This is a genomic window from Streptomyces rhizosphaerihabitans, assembly GCF_025399795.1.
GTDB lineage: Bacteria > Actinomycetota > Actinomycetes > Streptomycetales > Streptomycetaceae > Streptomyces > Streptomyces rhizosphaerihabitans.
The window spans coordinates 45,423-68,846 of record NZ_JAODTZ010000011.1 but is presented as its reverse complement, the minus strand read 5'-3'; the positions used below and the strand labels follow the sequence as shown (position 1 = coordinate 68,846).

The following is a 23,424-nucleotide window of genomic DNA, read 5'->3' as shown; positions in this document are numbered from 1 at the left end:
CGGGGACGGTCGACGAAACCCCTGCCCGCGCGCGTGCGCCCCACGACGGAAGCCCACGCGCGCGTGACCCGGGAACGGGACCGTCCTAGGCGGGCCGCTGCAGCACCGTCATGCTCCGGTCGACCAGGGTCAGCCGGTCACCGGCCTCGACCTTCGCGCCGGTACCCGGGGCGACTCCTTCCGGAAGGGACGTGTCGACGACGACCTGCCACTGGCGGCCGTGGTCGACCGGTACGACGAAGTCCAGGGACTTCGGGGAGGCGTTGAACATCAGCAGGAAGGAGTCGTCGGCGATGCGCTCCCCGCGGGCGCCCGGTTCGGAGATCGCGTTGCCGTTGAGGAAGACGGACAGCGCCCGGGCCTGCGCGGATCCCCAGTCGCGCTGGGTCATCTCCTGGCCCTCCGGGGTGAACCATGCGATGTCGGAGAGCTCGTCGTGGGTGCCCTGGACGGGCCGCCCGTGGAAGAAGCGCCGCCGTCGGAAGACGGGATGGTCCCTGCGCAGCCACACCATCGCGCGCGTGAAGTCGAGGAGTTCGGAGCCGTCCTCCGGCCACGGCACCCAGGCCAGCTCGCTGTCCTGGCAGTACGCGTTGTTGTTGCCGCCCTGGGAGCGCGCGAACTCGTCGCCGTGGCTGAGCATGGGCACGCCCTGGGAGAGCATCAGCGTGGCGATGAAGTTGCGCTGCTGCCGGCCCCGCAGCGCCAGCACGCCCTCGTCGTCCGTATCGCCCTCGGCGCCGCAGTTCCAGGACCGGTTGTGGCTCTCGCCGTCGCGGTTGTCCTCGCCGTTGGCCTGGTTGTGCTTGTTGTTGTACGACACGAGGTCGTGCAGCGTGAAGCCGTCGTGGCAGGTCACGAAGTTGATGGAGGCGAGCGGCCGGCGTCCGTCGTCCTGGTACAGATCGGACGAGCCGGTCAGCCGGGACGCGAACTCGGCCAGCGTGCGCGGCTCGCCCCGCCACATGTCGCGGACGGTGTCGCGGTACTTGCCGTTCCACTCGGTCCACAGGGGCGGGAAGTTGCCCACCTGGTAGCCGCCCTCGCCGACGTCCCAGGGCTCGGCGATGAGTTTCACCTGGGAGACCACCGGGTCCTGCTGGACGAGGTCGAAGAACGACGACAGCCGGTCCACCTCGTGGAACTGCCGCGCCAGGGTGGCCGCGAGGTCGAAGCGGAAGCCGTCCACGTGCATCTCGGTGACCCAGTAGCGCAGCGAGTCCATGATCAGCTGGAGCACGTGCGGGGAGCGCATCAGGAGCGAGTTGCCGGTCCCCGTGGTGTCCATGTAGTAGCGGGGGTCGTCCGCCAGGCGGTAGTACGAGGCGTTGTCGAGGCCCCTGAAGGAGAGCGTCGGGCCCAGGTGGTTGCCCTCGGCCGTGTGGTTGTAGACCACGTCGAGGATGACCTCGATGCCGGCCTCGTGCAGCGCCCGGACGGCCGACTTGAACTCCAGGACCTGCTGACCCCGGTCGCCCCAGGAGGCGTACGCGTTGTGCGGGGCGAAGAAGCCGATCGTGTTGTAGCCCCAGTAGTTGTTGAGGCCCATGTCGACCAGCCGGTGGTCGTTCACGAACTGGTGTACGGGCATCAGCTCCAGTGCCGTGACGCCCAGTTCCGTCAGGTGTTCGATGATCGCCGGGTGGGCGAGCGCGGCGTACGTGCCGCGCAGCTCGTCCGGGAGTGCCGGATGCTGCATCGTGAGGCCCTTCACGTGGGCCTCGTAGATCACCGTGTGGTGGTACTCCGTACGGGGGCGCCGGTCGTCGCCCCAGTCGAAGTACGGGTTGACCACGACGGACGACATGGTGTGCGGCGCCGAGTCGAGGTCGTTGCGCTTGTCGGGCGACCCGAACGGATAGCCGTACACCTCCTCGCCCCAGGTGACGGAGCCGGCGATCGCACGCGCGTACGGGTCGAGGAGCAGCTTCGCGGAATTGGCTCGCTGCCCGCGCTCGGGCGCGTACCGCCCGTGCACGCGGAAGCCGTACCGCTGTCCGGGCATGATGCCGGGCAGGTACGCGTGCCGGACGAACGCGTCGGTCTCGCGCAGTTCCACGGCCGTCTCCGAGCCGTCGTCGTGCAGCAGACACAGCTCAATACGGTCGGCGGCCTCCGAGAAGACCGCGAAATTGGTACCGGCACCGTCGTACGTGGCACCGAGTGGATACGCCTCGCCAGGCCAGACCTGCATGGATATGACTCTTCCAGTAGTGCCGTGCCCCTGGGGGCGAGTCCGAGCCGAGTCTCCCCGAAAGTGATGGAACCTCCTATGGCTTACATCCCTCTTACCCCGCGACCAGGCATATCTCGTATGCCGAACCAGTGGGACTCAAGCGACTCCTGAGGGCATAGGGGGAGTAGGGGGAAATGTGCGCAAGATAGTGCACCGCCATCTGGGCAAGGTGGTGGCAGGTGCGGCCATCGCGGTGGCCGGGACGGCCGTGATGATCGGTATCACCCTTCCGGGGTCGGCGGGGGCCGACGAATCGGGTGGGGGCCTCGGGGCCGGCGGAACCGCGCAGCAGGCGGCGCAGGACGGGCCGGGCGGCGCTGTGCGGCCCGGCGTCGTCGAGCGGGCGCCCGCCGAGGGGGAGAAGGGCAAGGGCCGCGACCCGCTGACCGACGACGAGATGAAGCGCGTCGAACAGCTCGCGGTGAACCGGCAGCTCTTCAATTCCAGTGAGAACGTCGAGGGCGCGCGCGGACCACAGCGCGTCGGCGTCGACCTCGCCGAACCCGAGACGGCCGAACTGGACGACCCGAACGCGCCGCGCCGCGCGGACGTCACGTTCTACGACTACAAGGACGACACGCTCGTCACCAAGACCGTCAACCTCGACACCGGGAAGGTCGAGCGGACGGGCGTCCAGCACGGCGTCCAGCCGCCGATCAGCCGCGACGAGATGACCGAGGCCGCCAAGCTGCTGATCGCCGACCCGCTCGGCGCCGGCCTGAAGGCCGACTTCAAGGACGCCACCGGCAAGGAGCTCACCTCACCCGACCAGCTGGTGCTCAACAGCATGGTCTACCGCGCGACGCCGGGCGCCCAGCCCGCCGTCCTCGCCTCCTGCGGCGAACACCGGTGCGTCCGGCTCTTCCCGAAGGCCAAGAACGGGCCCTGGATCGACAGCCGTGACCTGGTGATCGACCTGAGCGCCCGCAAGGTCGGCAAGCTCGGCTGAGCGCCGCCCTTCTCTCCTTCCCACCTTTTCAGCTTTCCGCAAGGAGTCGCTTCTTCATGCGCGTCAACAGAAACAGCCGTGCCCGCAGCCGGGCGGCGGTGGGCCTTTCGGCGCTCGCCCTGGCCGCCGGCGCGACGACCGCCTCGGGTCCGGCCGCCGTCGCCCAGCCCAAGGCCGCTCCCGCCCCGCCCGCCGACTGCAGCGCGGCGTACCGGATCGAGCAGAAGCTCGCCACCGGCACCACCTGGCGGATGTGCTGGCACTACGAGAGCGAGGCCGGGCTCGTCCTGGAGAACATCTCCTACCAGCCCCCCGGCGAGGCCCAGCCGATCAAGGTCCTCAGCAGCGCCAAGCTCGCCCAGATCGACGTGCCCTACGACGACGGCTCGGTCGAGTACAGCGACCTGACGGGGGCCGGCTTCGGCCAGGGGCTGGTCGACATGGTGCCCGCCGAGTGCCCCGGCGGCGCCATCAAGACGGTCAAGGTCCCCGACGCCTGGGACCCGCAGCACGCGAACGTCAAGGGCCTGTGCACCACAACCCGTTCACGCGGCCACGCCTACCGGATGGAGGCCGACACCGGGAACAAGGTCTTCCAGAAGCAGGGCAAGGACCTGCTCGTCTACACCGTCAACAAGGTCGGCTGGTACGAGTACATCACCGAGTGGCGGTTCCAGGACGACGGCACCCTCAACATGAACATCGGTGCCACCGGCAGCCTCTCGCCCGGTGACTACGACGCGGGCGACGGCCGCGGCTGGCCGCTGGGCAAGGGCGCCAAGGACTACGCAACCAGCCACAGCCACAACGTCTTCTGGCGGCTCAACTTCGGCCTGGACGGCTCGTCCAAGGCCAAGGTCGAGCAGTACGACTCCACGGTCAGCCCGCCCGCGCGCGGCGCCCAGGCGCCGAGCAACAAGACCACGGTCACCAAGGTCACCAAGGAACTCGCCGGCGACGCCAAGAACATGCGCTGGTGGCGCATCGTCAGCAACTCCGGCAAGAACAAGGACAATCACGCACGCTCGTACGAGATCGTCCCGGGCGCGACCACCAAGTACCTCGGCCGTTCCTTCACCAAGCACGACGTCTACTTCACCGAGTACAACAAGTGCGAGCAGTTCGCCAGCGACAACCTGCGCAACTGCGGTGCCGGACACGGCACATCCGTCGACAAGTGGGTCGGCGGGCAGACGCTCACGAACCCTGTGGTCTGGGTCAACGTGGGTTTCCACCACATCGCCCGCGACGAGGACCAGCAGCCGATGCCGGTCCACTGGCAGGGATTCTCCATCGCCCCGCGTGACGTCACCGCTATGAATCCGCTCACTCCGCCGGAGCTGGCGAACCAGAACGGGCATGTCGAACCAAGGTAGTTGAGAAACGACCTGTGCATCGGGCTGCACCGCTCGCCGCTCCCGGAGTACCCTTCCTTGATCGTTGATTGGGGCCTGGCCCCTGGGGAGTGCTCGGGGGAGCGGAAGGCGGTGCGCGGGTGGGCTCGGGAGGGCTGGAGCTGCCTCCTGGTGACGAGAGTCACGAGGGGAACTCCACAGATGTCCCACCCGGCGCGGTGTCCCTGGCACGGCCGATGGAAATGGGATCCATTGGACCGGAACTGGACTGGGGCGCCGACGCCTGGCGCGAGGTGCGTACGCGCGCCCAGCGGGCCGGACGCGCCTACATCTGGCTGAACCTGGTCGAACAGCGGCTGCGCGCGGTCGTGGCCGCTGTTCTCCGTCCCATCTACGAACCCGTCCACGGCGGCGACGACTGGGTGGTCGCCGCCGCGGGACCGGCCGGCCAGGAGTGGGTGCAGCGCGCCGTCGCCGTGCGCGAAGTCAGCCGTCGCAAGGGGTACTTGCTCGACCCGGCCGACGACAACGTGCTCAGCTTCCTCACGTTGCCCCAGCTGCGCGAGCTGATGGTGCAGCACTGGCCGTGCTTCGAGCCCTACTTCGACGAGCGCCGGGATGTCGAACTCGCCCTGGACGAGCTGGAAGTGACCCGGAACGTCGTGTCGCGCAACCGGGCTCTGTCCGAGGCCGTGCTGGGCCAGGCCGAGCGGGCCGCCGCGAAGCTCCTGGAGATCCTCGGCGCCGGGAGCGACGTGCCCTCCGCACGCCGGCTGCCCGTGGACGCCGTGGAGAACCTCGTGGGCGACCGCTACGCGGACGTCGTCGGTGTGCACTCCGACCGGGTTCGGCTGCTGCGCCAGTTCCCCGCCGAGGACCTCTTCGGCGGGGCCCGCCGACTCGACGCGATCGGTATCGGCCTCAACCTGCTGGTGCAGAACTTCTCCGGGCGCCGGCTGGTCCGTCTCGCCGAGTCCGGTTGCCGGACGCGGCTGCTGTTCCTGAACCCCGCGTCCAGTGCGGTCAAGCGCCGTGAGCGCGAACTCGGCATCAAGCGCGGCGAGTTGAGCCGGGCGGTGGAGATGAACATCCTGCACATGCGGCGGGTGAGGTCCCGGCTGCGCGACCCGGACGCCTTCGAGATCCAGGTCTACGACGAGACGCCCCGCTTCACCGCCTACCTCGTGGACGGGGACGGCTCCGACGGCGTCGCGGTCGTGCAGTCGTATCTGCGCCGCACCCGTGGCATGGAGGCCCCGGTTCTGGTGCTGCGCGGTGGAAATCGAGTGCTCAAACCGGATGAAAGCAATGAAGAGGGACTTTTCCCCACTTATCGTGAGGAGTTCGAGGTGGCTTGGTCCGATTCGCGGCCGGTGTCCTGAAGGCCGTTCTCAGCGGCCGAGTGGAACGCGGTCCTCGGATTGTCAGTGGCTCATGGGATCGTGGAGACCACTGGGGGAAAGCACCACGAAGAAGGGGGGCCACCCATGGGCTGGCACCGGGAGCTGCTGATCGGCTTCGACCTGGAGACGACCGGGACCGATCCGCGCGAGTCGCGCATCGTCACGGGGGCCGTGATAGAGGTCAAGGGCGGAGAGCCGCTGGGCCGCCGCGAGTGGCTGGCCGATCCGGGCGTGGAGATCCCGGTCGACGCGGTGGCGGTGCACGGGATCACCAATGAGCGGGCGACCACCGAGGGCCGGCCGGCCGACGAGGTCGCCGACGCGATCGCGGGCGTCCTCGTCACCTACTGGCGGACCGGCGTTCCGGTCGTCGCGTACAACGCGGCCTTCGACCTGACACTGCTCTCCGCCGAGCTGCGGCGGTACGGACTGCCGTCGCTGCGCGAGCGGCTGGGCGGCATCGACCCGGCCCCGGTCATCGACCCGTACACGATCGACCGCTCCGTCGACCGATACCGCCGGGGCAAGCGCAACCTCGAAGCGGTCTGCACCGAGTACGGGGTGGTCCTGGACTCCGCCCACGACGCCTCGGCCGACGCCCTTGCCGCGGGCCGGCTCGCCTGCGCGATAGCCGGCCGCCACCCCAAGGTCGCGGCCCTCGGCCCCGTCGAGCTGCACCGCCGCCAGATCGAGTGGTACGCGGAATGGGCGGCGGACTTCCAGTCCTTCCTGCGCCGCAAGGGTGAGGCGGACGCTGTGGTGGACGGGACCTGGCCGCTGCGGGACCTGGCGGACGAAAGGGTCTGACCCGATCCCGGGGCCCACCTGTGCGCATCCGCCACCGGAGACGGTGACGAGGTCCGGACGTGGTGAGGCGTGCCGTTTGCGCGCGCCCGCCAGTGTCCGCGCGCCTGCCAGTGTCCGCGCGCGCCCGTCGGCGTCTGCGCGCACCCTTCCACCGTCCGCGCGCACCCCGCCATCGGACAGGGGCACCGGGTCCGGCCAGGGTGGGGGCTCGGATGCGGTGGTGGGGGCGTCGGGCGACGCCGGTGCGGGGGCGGATGCCCGGCGTCAGGTCAGAACGGGTACCAGCGCACCGTCTCGTCGCCGTCCCGCAACGACGCCACCCGGCGCTCGAACTCGGCCAGCGCCTTGGGGTTCGTCGGCGCGTGCTGGGCGACCCAGGCGCAGCTGGCGGTCTCGCGTGCGCCCCGCAGGACGGAGCAGCCCTCCCACGCGCGCACGTCCCAGCCGTACGCCGAGGTGAAGGAGTCGTACCCCTCGGGGGGAAGCCCGTAGCGGTCGCGGGAGAGGGCCATGACCACCAGGTCGTGCTCGCGCAGATCGGCGGAGAAGGTCTCCAGGTCGACCAGGACCGGGCCGTCCGGGCCGACATGGACGTTGCGGGGCAGCGCGTCACCGTGGATCGGGCCCGGCGGCAGCTGCGGGGTGAGCGCGGCGGCGGCCGCGGCGAAGCCGTCGCGCCGCTCCCGCAGATACGCCGCGTCCACGGGGTCGATCACGTCGCCCGCGAGACGTAGCCAGCGCTCCACACCGCCGAGGAGTTCGCGGGGCGGCAGGGCGAAGGAGGGGGAGGGCAGCGCGTGCACGATCCGCAGCAGTCCGGCCAGATCGCGCGGCTCGGCGGGGCGGACGGGATCGGGCAGCCGGTGCCACACCGTCACGGGGTGTCCGTCGACCAGCAGCGGCTCGGGCTCCGCGGCCCGCACCGCCGGGACGCCCGACTCGGCGAGCCAGGCGGCGATGTCCAGTTCCCGGCGCGCGCGGTCGAGGAGTTCGGCGTCGCGCCCCACCTTGACGACCAGGTCGTCGGCGGCGAACACCGCGTTCTCGCCGAGGGCGAGGAGTGACGCCTCCAACACCGGCCCCGGCAGTACCTTCGCCGCGGCCAGTACGTCCCGCGCCCGTGCCTCGTCCATCGCTCGCCTCCGTGTCCTGGGGCCTGTCCGTCCGACAGGCCCGGGCGCGCCGCCGGCGTGCCCCTCGCCCACGGCGGCTCCGAGTGCCCGCCGTCCATCGGCCAGTGTCGCATTCCCACAGGTGGGACCGGGTGCGCGTTGCCTCGACGGCCCGCACCGCCCGTACGGCGTGACCACCTGCGCGAAGGGCCTGTAGGCCCCCTCCGGGAGGAGGGGGCCTACAGGCCCTGAAAGGTGCGCGGTGGTTCGCGCCGGTGGTTCCGGCCGGTGGTTCGGGCGGATGGTTCCGGCCGGTGTTCGAGCCGGCCGTTGCGGTAGCCGGTTGCGACCGGCTACACCCCGGCCCGCTCGCCCTGCGGCACCGGCGGCGCGACGGCCTCGGGTGCCTCGTCGTGGGTGAGGTCGGGCATCCGGTTCAGCCACTTCGGCAGGTACCAGTTGCGCTCGCCGAGCAGCGCCATCACCGCGGGGAGCAGGACACCCCGGATGATCGTCGCGTCGATGAGCACCGCGGCCGCCAGGCCCACACCCATCTGCTTCATGGACTGCATGGACAGCGTCCCGAAGATCGCGAAGACGGCGACCATGATGACGGCGGCGCTGGTGACGACACCGGCCGTGGTGACCACTCCGTGCCGGATCGCGTCCTTGGTGCTGCGGCCCCGCAGCCGTGCCTCCCGGATCCGGGAGACCACGAACACGTGGTAGTCCATCGAGAGCCCGAAGAGGATCACGAAGAGGAACAGCGGCAGCCAGGCGACGATCGCGCCGACGCCCGCCGCGCCCACCAGGGACGCGCCCCAGCCGTGCTGGAAGACCGCGACCAGGATGCCGTAGGCGGCCGCCACCGAGAGGAGGTTGAGCACGATCGAGGTGATCGCGATCGTCAGCGAGCGGAAGGAGAGCAGCATCAGGAGGAAGGCGAAGACGACCACGAAGGCGAAGACCGGGGTCACCGAGCCGATCAGCTGGTCGTTGAAGTCGTGCGATCCCGCGACCTGTCCGGTGATCGGTGCCTGCAGCCCGTCGACCTTCCCGAGCGTCTGCGGGCGTACCTTGTCACGCAGCAGCTCCAGGCTCTTCTCCGCCTTGTCCTGGTCGGAGCCGCCGACCAGCGGGACGTAGACGAAGGCGACGTTGTGCTCCGCGTGCACCTTGATGTCGACCGGACCGCGCGAGGCACCCGAACTGACGGCCGCCGCGCGGAAGTCGGCGAGCGCGGCCTTCACCTCGGCGGCGTTGATGTCCCGCGCCTTGACGATCACCTCGGCCGGCTCGGAGCCGCCGGGGAAGGCGTCGTTGAGCCGGTTGTACGTGCCGACGATCGACAGCGAGTTGCCGAACTCCTTGTCCAGGGTGAGCTGTTGGGTCTTCATTCCGAGCGCCGGAGCGGCGATGGCGAGCAGCGCGCCCGTCGCGACGACCAGGGAGATCGCGGGCCGGGCGAGCACCACGCGCAGGACGGCGCCCCAGAACCGGCTGCCCTCGTCGGCCGGACGGCGGTTGCTCCGGCCGCCGTTCGCGGCGGGCCGCTTGGCCCGGTGCAGGAACGGGATGCGGCCCTTCTCGACGCGCTCGCCGAGCAGGGAGAGCAGCGCGGGCAGCACGGTGACCGAACCGACCATGGCGACGGCGACGACCATCAGCGAGGCCAGGCCCATCGCCTCGAACTCGGCGAGCCCGGTGAAGAGCATGCCCGCCATCGCCACGCACACGGTGACACCGGAGACGATGATGGCGCGGCCACTGGTCGCGGCGGCGATCCGCAGCGCCGTGCCGGCGTCGCGCCCCGCCTCCCGCTCCTCGCGCTCACGCCGCAGATAGAACAGGCAGTAGTCGACACCGACGGCCAGACCCACCAGCAGCATCACCGAGTTGGCCGTGTCGCTCATCGGCATCAGGTGGCTGACCACGCCCATCAGACCCATCGTCGCCATGATGGCGGTGACCGCGAGCGCCACCGGAAGCAGCGCCGCCACGAGCGCGCCGAACGCGATCAGCAGGATGCCGAGCGCCACGGGCACGGCGGAGAGTTCGGCCTTCTGGAAGTCGTCGCCGAACGCGTCGTCGTACTGCTTCTTCATGCTGGCGCCGCCGATCTCCTCGATCCGCAGCCCGGCATGGTCCTTCTGCACGCCCTGGACGGCGTTCAGCACGGGCTCGACGCGGTCGCCCGCCGTCTCGGAGTCGCCGCGCATGTCGAACTGCACGAGCGCGCTGCGGCCGTCCTTCGAGATCGTCCCGGTGTCGTACGGCGATGTCACGTCCGTGACCCGACCGGTGGCGCCGACTGCCTTGACGACCGCGGCGACCGCGCCCCTGAACTCGGTGTCCGTGGCCTTGGCGCCCGCGTCCTTCGCCTGGATCAGGACCGTCTCACTGGCCGGCTCCTTGATGCCGGCGTCCTCGATGATCTTGGCTGCGGTGTGCGTCTCCCCCTTGAGCTGGTCGCTCTCCTTGACGTCGACGCGGCCCGCCGCGGAGCCGAGGCCCATCGCCAGGACGACGAACAGCACCCAGATTCCGACGGCCGCCCATCGGTGCCGGGCGCTCCAGCCGCCTGCTCGCGCGGCGATGCCCCGCACCCGTGTGTCTCCGTTCCCCATGACGGGCCAGCCCCTTTGTGTGCGGTGACAGCCCCCTGCCGTCACCTTTGTATCGAAGGTATGGCCCCGATAAGAGCGTCTCGTCGTGCTGTCCGGTGACCCCTCGGCACGCCGGCTCCTCCCCGCGGACCCCGGGGCCTCCGCACTGGGGAGGACAGAAGCCCCTTACACGCAACGGCACTTCTCGGGGACGCCGCTCAGGGGTCGGCGGGGCGTGCCCGGTCCGGCCGCCCGAGGAGCAAGCCTCGGGGAACGCGGCCGTCGTGCCCACCCGCGCGGGCAGGGCGGCCGTTTTAAGGTGGGCGGATGACGACGACGTACGCGGCGCTGTTGCGCGGCATCAATGTGGGCGGCGCGAAGAAGGTGCCGATGGCCGAGCTGCGCACCCTGATGGAGGGCCTCGGATACGGCGACGTCCGCACCTATCTCCAGAGCGGGAACGCGGTGTTCAGCAGCGGCCGCGGCGACGAGGAATCCCTCGCCGAGGAGCTCTCCGGGGCCATCGAGAAGCATTTCGGCTTCGGCGTCGGCGTGCTCGTCCGCGATCACGGCTATCTGAAGGCCGTCCAGGAGGCGTGCCCGTTCCCGGCCGCCGAACTGGAGGCCAAGCAGCTGCACGTCACGTACTTCTCGGACCCCGTCGACGCCGCGCGCTTCGCCTCCGTCGAGCCCGCGGCCTTCCTCCCCGAGGAGTTCCGCCTCGGCGACCGTGTCCTCTACCTGTACGCACCCGACGGTCTCGGCCGTTCCAAGCTGGCGGAGGCCCTGGCGAAGCCCAGACTCCTCAAGGGCGTCCTCGCCACCACACGGAACTGGAACACCGTCGTCAAACTGGAGGAGCTGACCGGTGCTTGAGCGCAATGCCGCCGTCGAAGCCGCCATCGAGTGTGAACTGCGCCTGCTCGACCCGGCGGTCCGCCGCTCGGCCGACCTCGTCGGCGCGCTGCTGCACCCCGACTTCTACGAGTTCGGCGCGTCCGGAGACATCTGGGACCGCGCCTCGACGGTCGCGATGCTGGCCTCGGAGACGGACACGGAAGCCGGTGGCCGCAGCACGACCACGCGCATGAAGGGCGTCCAGCTCGCCGCCGACCTGGTCCATCTGACGTTCGACACCGACAACAACGGCCGCCGGGCACATCGGAGTTCACTGTGGCGCCGCACCGGCACCGAGTGGCTGCTGTACTTCCACCAGGGCACCCCGTTCAGCTCCGTGGAAGGGTGACCCTTCGTACGCCCGCATAGGTCGTGTACGAGGTGATCTCGTCCGGGACGGTCAGGCGCGGGTCCCGGTACAGGCGTCGGACCCCGTCGTCCGTGCGGGCCGCGGCGACGGCGTCGGCCAGGGCGAGGTCGTCCTCGGTGAGGGCGGCGTCGTCGAGAACCTCGGGTCCCCAGCAGTCCCAGGGAAGCACCTCGACGCCGTTGAGGGCGGCCAGGTCACGTAGGACACTGCCGCGGACGTACCACAGGCCCCTGATCCCTTGGAGTCCGGCGACGCCGAAGGTGCCGGGGTCTACGCGGCCGGCCCGGCACTCCCGCCAGGCCTGCCCCGCCACGACGAACCGGTCCCTCGGGACATCCAGCGGATCGAAGTCCACCTCGTAGGGGCCGTACGCGATCTGCGCGTCCGCCAGCCGCCAGCCGCCCTCCGTCGGACGGTACTCGGTGACCCAGTGGTCGTCGTGGAAGCCTTCCACGAAGTAGGTGGCGAATCCGCAGCGCAGCCGGGCGGGGGTGCCCGTCGCCCGCAGCATCGAACACAGCAGCAGGGAGAAGTCGCGGCAGGTCCCGACGAACCGTTCATCCGGCTCGCGCCCTCGGGTCAGCGGCGCCTCCGAGCGCTCCCGCAGGATCCGCATCATCTCCGTCATATAGCGCGCTTCCGCGTCCTCGCGGAGCCGCCGCTCCGGGATGGCATGGCCGAAGCGTTCGCCCTCGTTCCGATGGATGATCAGATTCCTTGCGAGAAGCGCGAGTTGCCGAGGATCACTGGACAGCTCGCCGAGGCCAGGACCGCCCGGGTCGCTGAAGACGCTCTGCGTCAGATGGAAGTCCATGCCCCGGATCCTCGGGTCTGCCCCGAGGGCAAGGTCAAACCGGTGGCCTTCCGGACCCCGCGCGGGCCGGTGAGCCGACAAGGGGATTCGCGCGCGAACGCCGGGCGGCCGGGGCGATGCCGGTGGTGGAGCTCGTGGGTCCGCCGACGACGCTGTCGCGTTTGTTCAAGAGGCGCGGGCGCCGCGTCCCTAGCGTGGAACCCATGAACGATGCGTACAAGAACGTGTATCCGCACATGGTCGAATGCGCCGCCGAGGCCGCCCGTGTGGCCCGCGGTGTCACGGCGGAGCGGCTGTCCGAGCCCTCGCACTGCACGGACTGGGACATCCGCACCCTGGTCAACCACTGGGTCCTCTACACCTCGCACGGTCTGGAGCACCGGGCCCTGCGCAAGCAGCTCCCCGAGGAGCTGACCGCGCGCGACTTCACGGCCGAACCCGGCTGGGCCGCGGCCTACGCCGAGCAGCTCGACCGCGCGGTCGCCGCCTGGGACGACCCCGCCGTATGGGACGGCGAGGTCGACCTCGGGACGGCGAAGATGCCCGCGGCGGACATCGCCTCGATGATCGTCAAGGAGCTGGCGGTGCACGGCTGGGACGTCGCCGCGGCCACCGGCCAGCGCTTCGACGTCTCGGACGGCACCGCCCGGTTCGTCCTCGACGTCGTCGACACCCATGCCGAGCTCTACCGCCGGTACGACGGCTTCGCCGACCCGGTGGACGTCTCCGAGGACGCGCCCGCGTTCGAGCGCGCCCTCGCCCACAGCGGCCGCGATCCACGCCGGGCCACGGTGTAGGAAGCCTGGGCCGACGGTGGAAGGAGCCTGGGCCAGGGGGGAGGAGGCCCCCTGGTCCGCTCCACGTCTGCCCGGAGTCGGGTATGGCCTGTCCGGCCGCCGCGCGCGGGGTGGTTCACAACCGCCGCACGCGGATCGTTCCGCCGAGAAAGCCTCAGTCGTCAGGGGCGTCCGGCCGCGCCTCGACGGGAGCCGCGGACGGCGGACGAGACCGGCTCCGCCACAACTGCCGCGCCTCCCGCTTCCGCTGCTCCAGGCGCTCCCGCCGTTCCCGGCGTTCCCGCAGGTCCTCGGACACGGTCATAGCGAGCGGGAAGGGCCATGCGACGGACATGAAGACCCATAGCATCAGCGCCAGAGGGAGCCCGGAGGCGTCCGTCGGCATCCGATCCTCCACAGCCTCCCGCAGACCCCAGGGGGTCAGCCAGAGTGCCTTCCCGTCCTTGATCCAGCCGTACAGAACCCATGCGCACTGGCCGGCGAACAGATACCCGACGACGCAGACGGCGACGATCACCAGGATCTTCACGAACTCTCGCTCCTCGCCCGTTTGCGGTGCCGACCGTGACGGGCCCCGCCGGATCGCCCGTCGGTCCGGCCCGGCGGTTCCGGGAATTGCACCACACACGGGCGTCGGGCGGCAGCCGGGTTTCCGGTGCGCCATCCGCAGGCCGCCTCGAAGGCCCGCCTTCGAGGTCAGGCGCCGATCGCCGCCAAGGACGGCATCCGTGCCTCGTCGTAGCGGTCCAGCAGGAGGCGCGCGACCTCCGGCGCGGGACCGAGGACATCGGCGAGGACGTCCGCCCCGGCGGCACCCCGGGCGATACGGTCCGGCAGGAAACCGGGGGCCAGGACGTACGGGGCGACGGCGACGCGTTCGCAGCCGAGGGCGCGCAGTTCGCGGACCGCGTCCTCGGTGCGGGGAAGGGATGCGGAGGCGAACGCGGGCCGCACGGCGCACCAACCGGTGTGCCGCCACTCCCGCGCGATTTCTGCGATCACCGCGATCGCCTCCGGGTCGGTGGACCCCGCCGAGGCCAGGACGACCCCGGCCCGGGACTTGTCGGCGGGCGTCAGCCCGGCCTCGTACAGCCGGCGTTCGAGCGCGGCCGTCAGCAGCGGGGACGGGCCGAGCACCTCGGCCTGCCGGACGCGCAGCCGCGACGGCGCCTGGCGCAGCACCGCCGGGATGTCGGACTTGGCGTGGAAGGCGCGGGTCAGCAGCAGTGGCAGGGCCACCACGTCGCGGACGCCCTCGGCCGCCAGGGAGTTCAGCACCCCCTGTACGGACGGGATGTTGAAGTCGAGGAACCCGGTCTCCACGCGCAGGCCCGGGCGCTGGGCGCGCACCCTTCGTACCAGGGCATGCACCGTCGCGGCGTGCCGCGGATCGCGGCTGCCGTGGGCGATGACGACGAGGACGGGGCGCTCGGGCCTGCTCATGACGGGGTCAGCCCTTCACCAGGAGTCCGCGGCTGCGCAGCACCCGCCGCTCCACCGGGCTGAAGATCAGCAGGTCGATGGCGATACCGACGAACAGGATGAGGAAGATGGCGAGGAAGACCATCGGCATGGAGCTGGCGTTGCGGCCGTTCTCCAGCAACTGGCCGAGACCCACGCCGAGGTCGGGGGAGGAGGCGATGATCTCCGCGGCCATCAGGGAGCGCCAGGAGAACGCCCAGCCCTGCTTCAGACCGGCCAGGTAGCCGGGCAGCGCGGCCGGCATCACGATGTGCCAGGTCCCGCGCAGCCCCGTCGCACCCATCGTGCGGCCCGCCCGCAGGAACAGCGGCGGCACCTGGTCCACGCCCGACACCAGCCCGTTGGCGATCGAGGGGACCGCGCCGAGCAGGATCACCGCGTACATCATCGAGTTGTTCAGGCCCAGCCAGATCACGGCCGGCGGCACCCATGCCACCGACGGCAGCGACTGCAGGCCCGACAGGATCGGGCCGATCGCGGCCCGCACGAACTTCACCCGGGCCACCACCAGGCCCAGCGGGGTCCCGATCACCAGGGCGAACAGGAAGCCGAGCAGACCGCGCGAGACGCTGGTCCAGATGTAGTCGAGCAGCGTGCCCTGGAGCCAGGCGTTCTCGACCTCGCCCCAGACGGCGGACGGCGAGGGCAGCTTGGTCGGGTCATCGACGATCTTGAACGTGATCAGGGCCTGCCAGGCCGCCAGGACCACCACGAAGGCGACGAGCGGCGGCAGTATCTTCTGCCGGAAGGTCGTGCCGAAGGAACTGCGGCCGGCGACGGAGGACTCCAGCGCGTCGAGGCCCGCCTCCAGACCGCCCAGTCCGTCGTTCTCCTTGACGGCCGCGTCGGACTTCGTCTCAGTGCTGGCCATGGCGGCGGATCTCCCCACGCAGTTCTTCGGTGATCTCGATGGACAGTTCCGCCACGGGGGCGTCCTCGATGCGGCGCGGCTGCGGAATGTCCACCGTCCACTCGCGGGCGATGCGGCCCGGACGGGAGGACAGCAGGACCACGCGCTGCGCGAGCCGCACCGCCTCACGGACGTTGTGCGTGACGAAGAGGACGGACAGGCCCGTCTCGCGCCAGATCCGGGTCAGCTCGTCGTGCAGCACGTCCCGGGTGATGGCGTCCAGTGCCGCGAACGGCTCGTCCATCAGCAGGATCTGGCTGTCCTGCGCGAGGGCCCGCGCGAGCGCCACGCGCTGGCGCATACCGCCGGACAGCTCGTGCACCCGCTTGCCGTACGCGCCCTTCAGCCGGACGAGTTCGAGCAGTCCCTCGGTACGCTCGCGTCGCTCCGCCTTCGGAACTCCCCTGAGCCTCAAGGCGAGTTCGATGTTCTTGCCCGCGGTCAGCCACGGGAAGAGGGCGTGCTCCTGGAACATCAGAGCCGGGCGCCCATTGGTCGTGATGGAGCCGGCGGAGGGCTTGTCGAGCCCCGCCACCAGGTTCAGCAGTGTGGACTTGCCGCACCCCGAGGCCCCCAGGAGGGTGACGAACTCGCCCGGCGCGACATCGAGGGTGATGTCGTCGAGGACGAGCTGGGGCCCCGCCGGTCCGGCGAAGGACTTCGAGACGTGCTCGATGCGGGCGGCGTACTCCGTCGTGTCGGCGCCGTCGGCGGCCTTGGCGAGCGTCGTGGCCATGGTCGTCACCTCCTGGGAACTCATCGGGATCCGGGCTTACTTGACGCCGAGACCGGCGTCGTCGACCGAGCTCTCGCCCGCGGCCTTGAGGACCTTGTTCAGGAGCGTGAGGTCATAGATGCCGGTCAGGGTCGGCTTGTCCAGGAGACCGGCCTTCACCGCGTGGTCCGCCTCGGTGTTCAGCGTGGAGGCCAGCGGGTCGTTGGTGATCTGGATGGACTTCCAGGCCGGGTCGAGAACAGCGGCCGGCAGCGCCTTGCCCGAGTCGGCCTCCAGCTGCTTGTTCGCCGAGGCCTTCGCGTCGTCCGGGTTGGCGTTGATCCACTTGTTGGTCTCGACCGAGCCCTTCAGGACGGCCTCGACGACCTTCGGGTGCTCCTTGAGGAACTTCTGCGACACGATGATGTTCGTGATCACGAACTTCTTGTCGGGCCACAGGTCCGACTCGTCGAGCAGTACCTTGGCGCCCTCGGCGACCAGCTTGGACGCGGTCGGCTCCGGCACCCAGGCGCCGTCGATGGAGCCGGACTTGTAGGCGTCCGGAGTGATCTTGTTGTCGGTGCGGACGACCGAGACATCGCCCTTGCCGCTCTGCGCGTCGACCTTGTAGCCCTGCTCCGCGGCCCAGTTGAGGAACGCGACGTCCTGCGTGTTGCCGAGCTGCGGCGTCGCGATCTTCTTGCCCTTGACGTCCTTCAGGGACTTGATCTTCTTGGGGTTCACCACGAGCTTGACGCCGCCCGAGGCCGAACCGCCGATGATCCGCAGGTTCTTGCCCTCGGACTTCGTGAAGCCGTTGATCGACGGCGAGGGGCCGATCCAGCCGATGTCGATGGAGCCCGAGTTGAGCGCCTCGATCTCGGAGGGGCCCGCGTTGAAGATCTGGTACTTCGCGGCCGTGGCGCCGAGCTCCTTCTGGAAGAAGCCCTTCTGGTTGCCGACCAGCGCGGTGGCGTGCGTCAGGTTGCCGAAGTAGCCGATCTTCACGGAGTCGAGTCCGTCGATCTTCTTCGACCCGGCGGCGACCTTCGCCTTGGTGTCGTCCTTCGCGTCCGAGCCGTAGCTGCAGGCGGCGAGAGCGAGCAGGGGGAGAGCGGTGGCGAGGGCTATGCCGCGGGTCAGCAGTTTGGAGCGCGTGGAGCGGATGGCAGGCACGGGAGGGTTTCCTCTCGGTGGCCCGGCGGTCACGCCTTTCTCAGGTCGTGGCCGGGAAGTCGGCAGGTCTTCGGACGCTCAGGCTGTGGGGGGACGGGGCGCGCAAGCAGTGCGCGTACGTCATCACGCACATCGCCCGACCCCGCCCTGCCCGCTGCCGAGGGCGCCGCTGCCGACGCGGCCGCCCTCCTTCGCGAACGTGGAGTAGAAGTCGACAGGATTCATGTCAGAAGTCCCAGCCGTCGTCGTCGGAATCGTCCTTGACCGGCTGCGGCGCGGCGAAGGACTCGCCGACCATGCCCGCGGTCAGCGTGGTGCCGTCGGCCGGGTCGATCAGGATGAACGCGCCGGTGCGCCGGGAGTCGGCGTACGCGTCGAGCGGGAGCGGCTCGGCGGTGCGGATCTTGACGCGGCCGATGTCGTTGGCGACCAGCCGGCCCGGGTGCGGGTGCAGCGAGAGGTCGTCCAGGGTCAGCCGGGACGGGATGTCCTTGACGATCGCTTTGACGGTGCGGGTGCCGTGCTTGAGCAGCACCCGGTGGCCGACGGTGAGCGGTTCGTCGGCCACGTGGCAGACGGTCGCCTCGACGTCCTGCGTGGTCGGGGGCGCGTCCTTGCTCGGCACGAGCAGATCACCGCGCGAGATGTCGATGTCGTCCTCCAGCAGGAGGGTCACCGACTGCGGCGTCCACGCGATGTCGACCGGCTTGCCCAGCAGGTCGATCCCGGCGACCTTCGTGGTGCGCCCGGACGGCAGCACGGTGACGCTCTCGCCGACGCGGAAGGTACCGGCCGCGATCTGACCGGCGTATCCCCGGTAGTCCGGGTGCTCGGCGGTCTGCGGGCGGATCACGTACTGCACGGGCAGCCGCGCGTGGCAGTGCGCCAGGTCGTGGCTGACCGGCACGGTCTCCAGGTGCTCCAGGACCGTCGGGCCGCCGTACCAGTCCATGTTCGCGGAGGCGTCCACCACGTTGTCACCGGCGAGCGCCGAGATCGGGATCGCGGTGATCTCGGGGACGCCCAGCTCCGAGGCGTACGCCGTGAACTCCTCGGCGATCGCCGCGAAGACGGACTCCTTGTACTCGACGAGGTCCATCTTGTTGACGGCGAGGACGACGTGCGGGACGCGCAGCAGGGCGGCGACGGCGGCGTGCCGGCGGGTCTGCTCGATGACACCGTTGCGGGCGTCGACGAGCACGACGGCGAGGTCGGCGGTGGAGGCGCCGGTGACCATGTTCCGGGTGTACTGCACATGCCCGGGGGTGTCGGCGAGGATGAAACGGCGGCGCGCGGTGGCGAAGTAGCGGTAGGCGACGTCGATGGTGATGCCCTGCTCGCGCTCGGCGCGCAGGCCGTCGGTGAGCAGTGCGAGGTCGGGGGTGTCCTGGCCGCGGCTGGCCGAGGCGCGCTCGACGGCCTCCAGCTGGTCCGTGAGGATCGACTTGGAGTCGTGCAGCAGTCGTCCGACGAGCGTGGACTTGCCGTCGTCGACGGAGCCCGCGGTCGCGAAACGCAGCAGGGTGGTCGCCGACAGCTGTTCGACCGACAGGGGCTCGGTGGGTTCGGTGGTGCTGGTCATGTCTAGAAGTACCCCTCGCGCTTGCGGTCTTCCATCGCGGCCTCGGACATCTTGTCGTCGGCGCGGGTGGCGCCGCGCTCGGTGAGCCGGGAGGCGGCGATCTCGGTGATGACGGCGTCCAGCGTGGTCGCGTCGGAGTCGACGGCGCCGGTGCAGGACATGTCACCCACGGTCCGGTAGCGGACGAGCCGCTTCTCGACCGTCTCGCCGTCCTTCGGGCCGCCCCACTCGCCGGCGGTCAGCCACATGTTCGACCGCTGGAAGACCTCACGCTCGTGCGCGAAGTAGATGTCGGGGAGTTCGATGCCCTCGCGGGCGATGTACTGCCACACATCGAGCTCGGTCCAGTTGGACAGCGGGAACACGCGGACGTGCTCGCCGGGCGCGTGGCGGCCGTTGTAGAGCTGCCACAGCTCGGGGCGCTGGCGACGCGGGTCCCACTGCGAGAACTCGTCGCGCAGGGAGAACACCCGCTCCTTGGCGCGGGCCTTCTCCTCGTCACGGCGTCCGCCGCCGAACACGGCGTCGAAGCGCTCGGACTGGATCTTCTCGGTCAGCGGCAGGGTCTGCAGCGGGTTGCGTGTCCCGTCGGGACGCTCACGAAGCGCACCGCGGTCGATGTAGTCCTGCACGGAGGCGACGTGCAGCCGCAGGCCGTGCTGTTCCACCGTCCGGTCGCGGTAGTCGAGCACCTCGGGGAAGTTGTGCCCGGTGTCGACGTGCAGCAGCGTGAAGGGGACCGCGGCGGGCGCGAACGCCTTCAGCGCGAGGTGCAGCATGACGATGGAGTCCTTGCCGCCGGAGAACAGGATCACCGGCCGCTCGAACTCACCCGCCACCTCACGGAAGATGTGGACGGCCTCGGACTCCAGAGCGTCCAGGTGCGACAGCGCGTACGGGCTGCTCTCCGTCTCCTCGGAGACACTGGCGACGGTCGTCATGCGAGACCCCTCTCGGTGAGCAGCGCATGCAGCGCGGCAGCGGACTCCTGCACGGTCTGGGTGTGCGACTCGATGCGCAGGTCGGGTGACTCGGGTGCCTCGTACGGGTCGTCGACGCCGGTCAGCCCCGAGATTTCGCCCGCGGCCTGCTTGGCGTACAGCCCCTTCACATCGCGTACGGAGCAGACCTCGACCGGGGTCGCCACGTGCACCTCCAGGTACGGGGTGCCCCCGGCCTGGTGGCGCCCTCGTACGGCCTCGCGGCTGTCCGCGTAGGGCGCGATCACCGGGACGAGCGCCTTGACGCCGTTGCGGGCGAGCAGTTCGGCGAGGAAGCCGACGCGCTGCACGTTGGTGTGCCGGTCGGCGCGGCTGAAGCCGAGGCCCGCCGAGAGGAACTCGCGGATCTCGTCGCCGTCGAGGACCTCGACACGGTGGCCCTCCTCGCGCAGCCGGCCGGCCAGTTCGTACGCGATGGTGGTCTTGCCGGCGCTCGGCAGACCCGTGAGCCAGACGGTGGCTCCGGTCGTCACTTGCTGCTCCTGGGAAATCGTGGGGTCCGCGGCGGGCGCGGTCGTCGTGGTCGTCATCCGTGCAGCCCGCACTCGGTCTTCGCCCGGCCCGCCCAGCGGCCGGCGCGCGCGTCCTCGCCCTCCAGCACCCGGCGGGTGCAGGGCGCGCAGCCGACGGAGGCGTAACCGTCCGTCAGCAGCGGGTTGGTGAGGACCCCGTGCTCGGCGACGTACGCGTCCACGTCGTCCTGCGTCCAGCGGGCGATGGGCGAGATCTTGACCTTCCGCCGCTTCTCGTCCCAGCCGACGACCGGGGTGTTCGCCCGGGTCGGGGACTCGTCGCGGCGCAGCCCGGTCGCCCAGGCGTCGTACGCGGTCAGGCCCTCTTCGAGCGGCTTGACCTTGCGCAGGGCGCAGCACAGGTCCGGGTCGCGGTCGTGCAGCTTCGGCCCGTGCTCGGCGTCCTGCTCGGCCACGGTCCGACGCGGGGTGAGGGTGATGACGTTGACGTCCATCACGGCCTCGACCGCGTCGCGGGTGCCGATGGTCTCCGGGAAGTGGTAGCCGGTGTCGAGGAACACCACGTCCACACCGGGCCGGGCGCGCGAGGAGAGATGGGCGACGACCGCGTCCTCCATGGAGGAGGTCACGCAGAACTTCCCGCCGAACGTGTCCACCGCCCAGCGGAGGATCTCCAGCGCGGAGGCGTCCTCCAGGTCGCGCCCCGCCCGCTCGGCCAGGCTCTTCAAGTCCTCGCCCGTGCGCTCTTGCTGAATGGCCGTCATATCTCCGCCCCTCCACGCTCTTCCCGCTGGACGCCCCGGGACAGCAGTCCCAGGAACTTCAGCTGGAAGGCTCGGTTGCACGCCGCGCATTCCCACGCGCCGTGACCCTCTTCGCTGGGTCGCAGGTCTTCGTCTCCGCAGTACGGGCAGTAGAACGGCGCGGCACGCTCGCTCACGACAGCGCCTCCTCGGAGGCACGCGCGGCCCAGGTGGCGAAGCGCTCGCCGTCCTCGCGCTCCGCCTGGAAACGCTTGAGGACACGCTCGATGTAGTCGGGCAGCTCGTCCGAAGTGACCTTCAGACCACGGACCTTGCGGCCGAATCCGGCCTCCAGACCGAGCGCGCCGCCCAGGTGCACCTGGTATCCCTCGACCTGCTCGCCGTTCTCGTCGAGGACCAACTGGCCCTTGAGACCGATGTCCGCGACCTGGATGCGGGCGCAGGCGTTCGGGCAGCCGTTGATGTTGATGGTGAGGGGCTCTTCGAACTCGGGGATGCGGCGCTCGAGTTCGTCGATCAGGGAAGCGCCGCGCGCCTTGGTCTCGACGATCGCGAGCTTGCAGTACTCGATGCCGGTGCAGGCCATCGTGCCGCGCCGGAAGGTGGAGGGCCTGGCGGTCAGGTCGAGCGCCTCCAGGCCCTCGACGAGCGAGTCGATCCGCGTCTCGTCCACGTCGAGCACGATCATCTTCTGCTCGACGGTCGTACGCAGCCGGCCCGAGCCGTGTGCCTCGGCCAGCTCGGCGATCTTCGTCAGGGTGGCGCCGTCGATGCGGCCGACGCGCGGGGCGAAGCCGACGTAGTACCGGCCGTCCTGCTGCCGGTGCACCCCGACGTGGTCGCGCCAGCGGGCGACCGGCTGGTCGGGGGCGGGGCCGTCGACCAGCTTGCGCTGGAGGTACTCGTCCTCCAGGACCTGGCGGAACTTCTCCACGCCCCAGTCGGCGACCAGGAACTTCAGGCGGGCGCGGGTGCGCAGCCGCCGGTAGCCGTAGTCGCGGAAGATCGAGAGGACGCCGATGTGGACGTCCGCGACCTCGTCGAGCGGGACCCAGGCGCCGAGACGCTGGCCGATCTTCGGGTTGGTGGAGAGGCCGCCGCCGACCCAGAGGTCGAAGCCGGGGCCGTGCTCCGGGTGGTTCACGCCGACGAAGGCGACGTCGTTGATCTCGTGCGCCACATCGAGCAGCGGTGAGCCGGAGACCGCGGTCTTGAACTTGCGGGGCAGGTTCGAGAAGTCCTTGTTGCCGATGACCCGGCGGTGGATCTCCTCGATGGCCGGGGTGCCGTCGATGATCTCGTCCTCGGCGATGCCGGCGACGGGCGAGCCGAGGATGACGCGGGGGGTGTCACCGCAGGCCTCGGTCGTGGACAGGCCGACGGCCTCCAGGCGGTCCCAGATCTCCGGGACGTCCTCGATGCGGATCCAGTGGTACTGGACGTTCTGACGGTCCGTGAGGTCGGCGGTGCCGCGTGCGAACTCCTGCGAGATCTCGCCGATGACGCGCAGCTGCTCGGTGGTCAGCCGGCCGCCGTCGATCCGGACGCGCAGCATGAAGTACTTGTCGTCCAGCTCCTCCGGCTCCAGGATCGCGGTCTTGCCGCCGTCGATCCCGGGCTTGCGCTGGGTGTAGAGACCCCACCAGCGCATCCGGCCGCGCAGGTCGTTGGGGTCGATCGAGTCGAAGCCCCGCTTGGAGTAGACCGTCTCAATGCGTGTCCGCACGTTGAGACCGTCGTCGTCCTTCTTGAACTGCTCGTTGCCGTTGAGCGGGGTGAAGTGACCTACGGCCCACTGACCCTCGCCACGGTGACGGCTCACCTTGCGGCGGGGCGCGACGGCGGGATTCTGCGGGGTGGCGGCCATGGTTGATACGTCCTTCGAGACTGCGGGACAGGTCTGACTGCGGCTCTGACCTGCGCATACGGGTGCATACGGAAGAATGGGCGCAGCACTGCGCAAGGGTCGCAAAAG

At 70.2% G+C, this 23,424-nt stretch carries 22 protein-coding genes; 7 read left to right on the top strand and 15 right to left on the bottom strand.

Annotated features, from left to right (window positions below):
- Positions 1-85 precede the first annotated feature (85 nt).
- On the bottom strand, positions 86-2,194 hold the full coding sequence (glgX, locus tag N4G66_RS13760; protein ID WP_261704358.1) for a glycogen debranching protein GlgX: 2,109 nt from the start codon (positions 2,192-2,194) through the stop codon (positions 86-88).
- Between the two features lie 178 nt (positions 2,195-2,372).
- On the opposite strand from glgX, the gene N4G66_RS13755 reads away from it, so the two are divergent.
- From N4G66_RS13755 to N4G66_RS13740, 4 genes are all read left to right on the top strand, one after another.
- Positions 2,373-3,185 carry a Tat pathway signal sequence domain protein gene (locus N4G66_RS13755; RefSeq protein ID WP_261704357.1) on the top strand — a complete coding sequence of 271 codons (813 nt, stop codon included), beginning with the start codon at positions 2,373-2,375 and terminating at the stop codon, positions 3,183-3,185.
- Positions 3,186-3,241: 56 nt separating this feature from the next.
- Entirely contained in the window at positions 3,242-4,561 is a 1,320-nt protein-coding gene (locus N4G66_RS13750; RefSeq protein ID WP_261704356.1) for a copper amine oxidase, read from the top strand.
- A gap of 119 nt (positions 4,562-4,680) precedes the next feature.
- On the top strand, positions 4,681-5,922 hold the full coding sequence (locus tag N4G66_RS13745; RefSeq protein ID WP_261704355.1) for an SAV2148 family HEPN domain-containing protein: 1,242 nt from the start codon (positions 4,681-4,683) through the stop codon (positions 5,920-5,922).
- Between the two features lie 105 nt (positions 5,923-6,027).
- Positions 6,028-6,750, top strand: coding sequence for a 3'-5' exonuclease (locus N4G66_RS13740; protein WP_261704354.1), 723 nt, complete (start codon positions 6,028-6,030; stop codon positions 6,748-6,750).
- 269 nt (positions 6,751-7,019) lie between these two features.
- Here N4G66_RS13740 and N4G66_RS13735 read toward each other — a convergent pair whose 3' ends face one another.
- Positions 7,020-7,883, bottom strand: a complete 864-nt coding sequence (locus tag N4G66_RS13735) for a phosphotransferase enzyme family protein (protein ID WP_261704353.1) — start codon at positions 7,881-7,883, stop codon at positions 7,020-7,022.
- Positions 7,884-8,215: 332 nt separating this feature from the next.
- Positions 8,216-10,489: an MMPL family transporter gene (locus N4G66_RS13730; protein ID WP_261704352.1), complete on the bottom strand. Its 2,274-nt coding sequence runs from the start codon at positions 10,487-10,489 to the stop codon at positions 8,216-8,218.
- Between the two features lie 306 nt (positions 10,490-10,795).
- Between N4G66_RS13730 and N4G66_RS13725 the strand changes: the two genes are divergently transcribed.
- Both N4G66_RS13725 and N4G66_RS13720 read left to right on the top strand, forming a co-directional pair.
- Positions 10,796-11,344 (top strand): DUF1697 domain-containing protein, encoded by a 549-nt coding sequence (locus tag N4G66_RS13725; protein ID WP_261704351.1) that lies wholly within the window; start codon positions 10,796-10,798, stop codon positions 11,342-11,344.
- Positions 11,337-11,714, top strand: coding sequence for a nuclear transport factor 2 family protein (locus N4G66_RS13720; protein WP_261704350.1), 378 nt, complete (start codon positions 11,337-11,339; stop codon positions 11,712-11,714). The genes N4G66_RS13725 and N4G66_RS13720 overlap by 8 nt, the downstream gene beginning before the upstream one ends.
- Here the strand turns inward: N4G66_RS13720 and N4G66_RS13715 are convergent.
- Positions 11,695-12,549 (bottom strand): transglutaminase domain-containing protein, encoded by an 855-nt coding sequence (locus N4G66_RS13715; RefSeq protein ID WP_261704349.1) that lies wholly within the window; start codon positions 12,547-12,549, stop codon positions 11,695-11,697. The two genes, N4G66_RS13720 and N4G66_RS13715, sit on opposite strands and share 20 nt — an antisense overlap.
- 203 nt (positions 12,550-12,752) lie before the next feature.
- Between N4G66_RS13715 and N4G66_RS13710 the strand changes: the two genes are divergently transcribed.
- Entirely contained in the window at positions 12,753-13,346 is a 594-nt protein-coding gene (locus tag N4G66_RS13710) for a TIGR03086 family metal-binding protein (protein ID WP_261704348.1), read from the top strand.
- Between the two features lie 154 nt (positions 13,347-13,500).
- Here the strand turns inward: N4G66_RS13710 and N4G66_RS13705 are convergent, their stop codons facing one another.
- The 11 genes from N4G66_RS13705 to N4G66_RS13655 all read right to left on the bottom strand — a co-directional run bounded on the left by N4G66_RS13705 (position 13,501) and on the right by N4G66_RS13655 (position 23,316).
- Positions 13,501-13,875 carry a hypothetical protein gene (locus N4G66_RS13705; RefSeq protein WP_261704347.1) on the bottom strand — a complete coding sequence of 125 codons (375 nt, stop codon included), beginning with the start codon at positions 13,873-13,875 and terminating at the stop codon, positions 13,501-13,503.
- A 167-nt stretch (positions 13,876-14,042) separates the two neighbouring features.
- The gene (locus tag N4G66_RS13700; RefSeq protein WP_261704346.1) at positions 14,043-14,789 is read right to left on the bottom strand and encodes a sirohydrochlorin chelatase; all 747 of its coding nucleotides are present in this window, start codon (positions 14,787-14,789) and stop codon (positions 14,043-14,045) included.
- A 7-nt stretch (positions 14,790-14,796) separates the two neighbouring features.
- Positions 14,797-15,699, bottom strand: a complete 903-nt coding sequence (locus tag N4G66_RS13695; RefSeq protein WP_261704345.1) for an ABC transporter permease — start codon at positions 15,697-15,699, stop codon at positions 14,797-14,799.
- Complete coding sequence (locus tag N4G66_RS13690) at positions 15,686-16,474, bottom strand: ABC transporter ATP-binding protein (RefSeq protein ID WP_261704344.1); 789 nt, start codon at positions 16,472-16,474, stop codon at positions 15,686-15,688. The genes N4G66_RS13695 and N4G66_RS13690 overlap by 14 nt, the downstream gene beginning before the upstream one ends.
- Before the next feature lie 36 nt (positions 16,475-16,510).
- Positions 16,511-17,629: an aliphatic sulfonate ABC transporter substrate-binding protein gene (locus N4G66_RS13685; RefSeq protein ID WP_261704343.1), complete on the bottom strand. Its 1,119-nt coding sequence runs from the start codon at positions 17,627-17,629 to the stop codon at positions 16,511-16,513.
- A gap of 226 nt (positions 17,630-17,855) precedes the next feature.
- Positions 17,856-19,211: a sulfate adenylyltransferase subunit 1 gene (locus N4G66_RS13680; RefSeq protein ID WP_261704342.1), complete on the bottom strand. Its 1,356-nt coding sequence runs from the start codon at positions 19,209-19,211 to the stop codon at positions 17,856-17,858.
- A gap of 2 nt (positions 19,212-19,213) precedes the next feature.
- Entirely contained in the window at positions 19,214-20,152 is a 939-nt protein-coding gene (gene cysD / locus N4G66_RS13675; protein ID WP_261704341.1) for a sulfate adenylyltransferase subunit CysD, read from the bottom strand.
- Complete coding sequence (cysC, locus tag N4G66_RS13670) at positions 20,149-20,742, bottom strand: adenylyl-sulfate kinase (protein ID WP_261704340.1); 594 nt, start codon at positions 20,740-20,742, stop codon at positions 20,149-20,151. The genes cysD and cysC overlap by 4 nt, the downstream gene beginning before the upstream one ends.
- Complete coding sequence (locus N4G66_RS13665; RefSeq protein WP_261704339.1) at positions 20,739-21,449, bottom strand: phosphoadenylyl-sulfate reductase; 711 nt, start codon at positions 21,447-21,449, stop codon at positions 20,739-20,741. Before N4G66_RS13665 ends, cysC begins: the two co-directional genes overlap by 4 nt.
- Positions 21,446-21,625 (bottom strand): hypothetical protein, encoded by a 180-nt coding sequence (locus N4G66_RS13660; RefSeq protein ID WP_261704338.1) that lies wholly within the window; start codon positions 21,623-21,625, stop codon positions 21,446-21,448. The genes N4G66_RS13665 and N4G66_RS13660 overlap by 4 nt, the downstream gene beginning before the upstream one ends.
- Positions 21,622-23,316, bottom strand: coding sequence for a nitrite/sulfite reductase (locus N4G66_RS13655; RefSeq protein WP_261704337.1), 1,695 nt, complete (start codon positions 23,314-23,316; stop codon positions 21,622-21,624). The genes N4G66_RS13660 and N4G66_RS13655 overlap by 4 nt, the downstream gene beginning before the upstream one ends.
- Between the last annotated feature and the right edge of the window lie 108 nt (positions 23,317-23,424).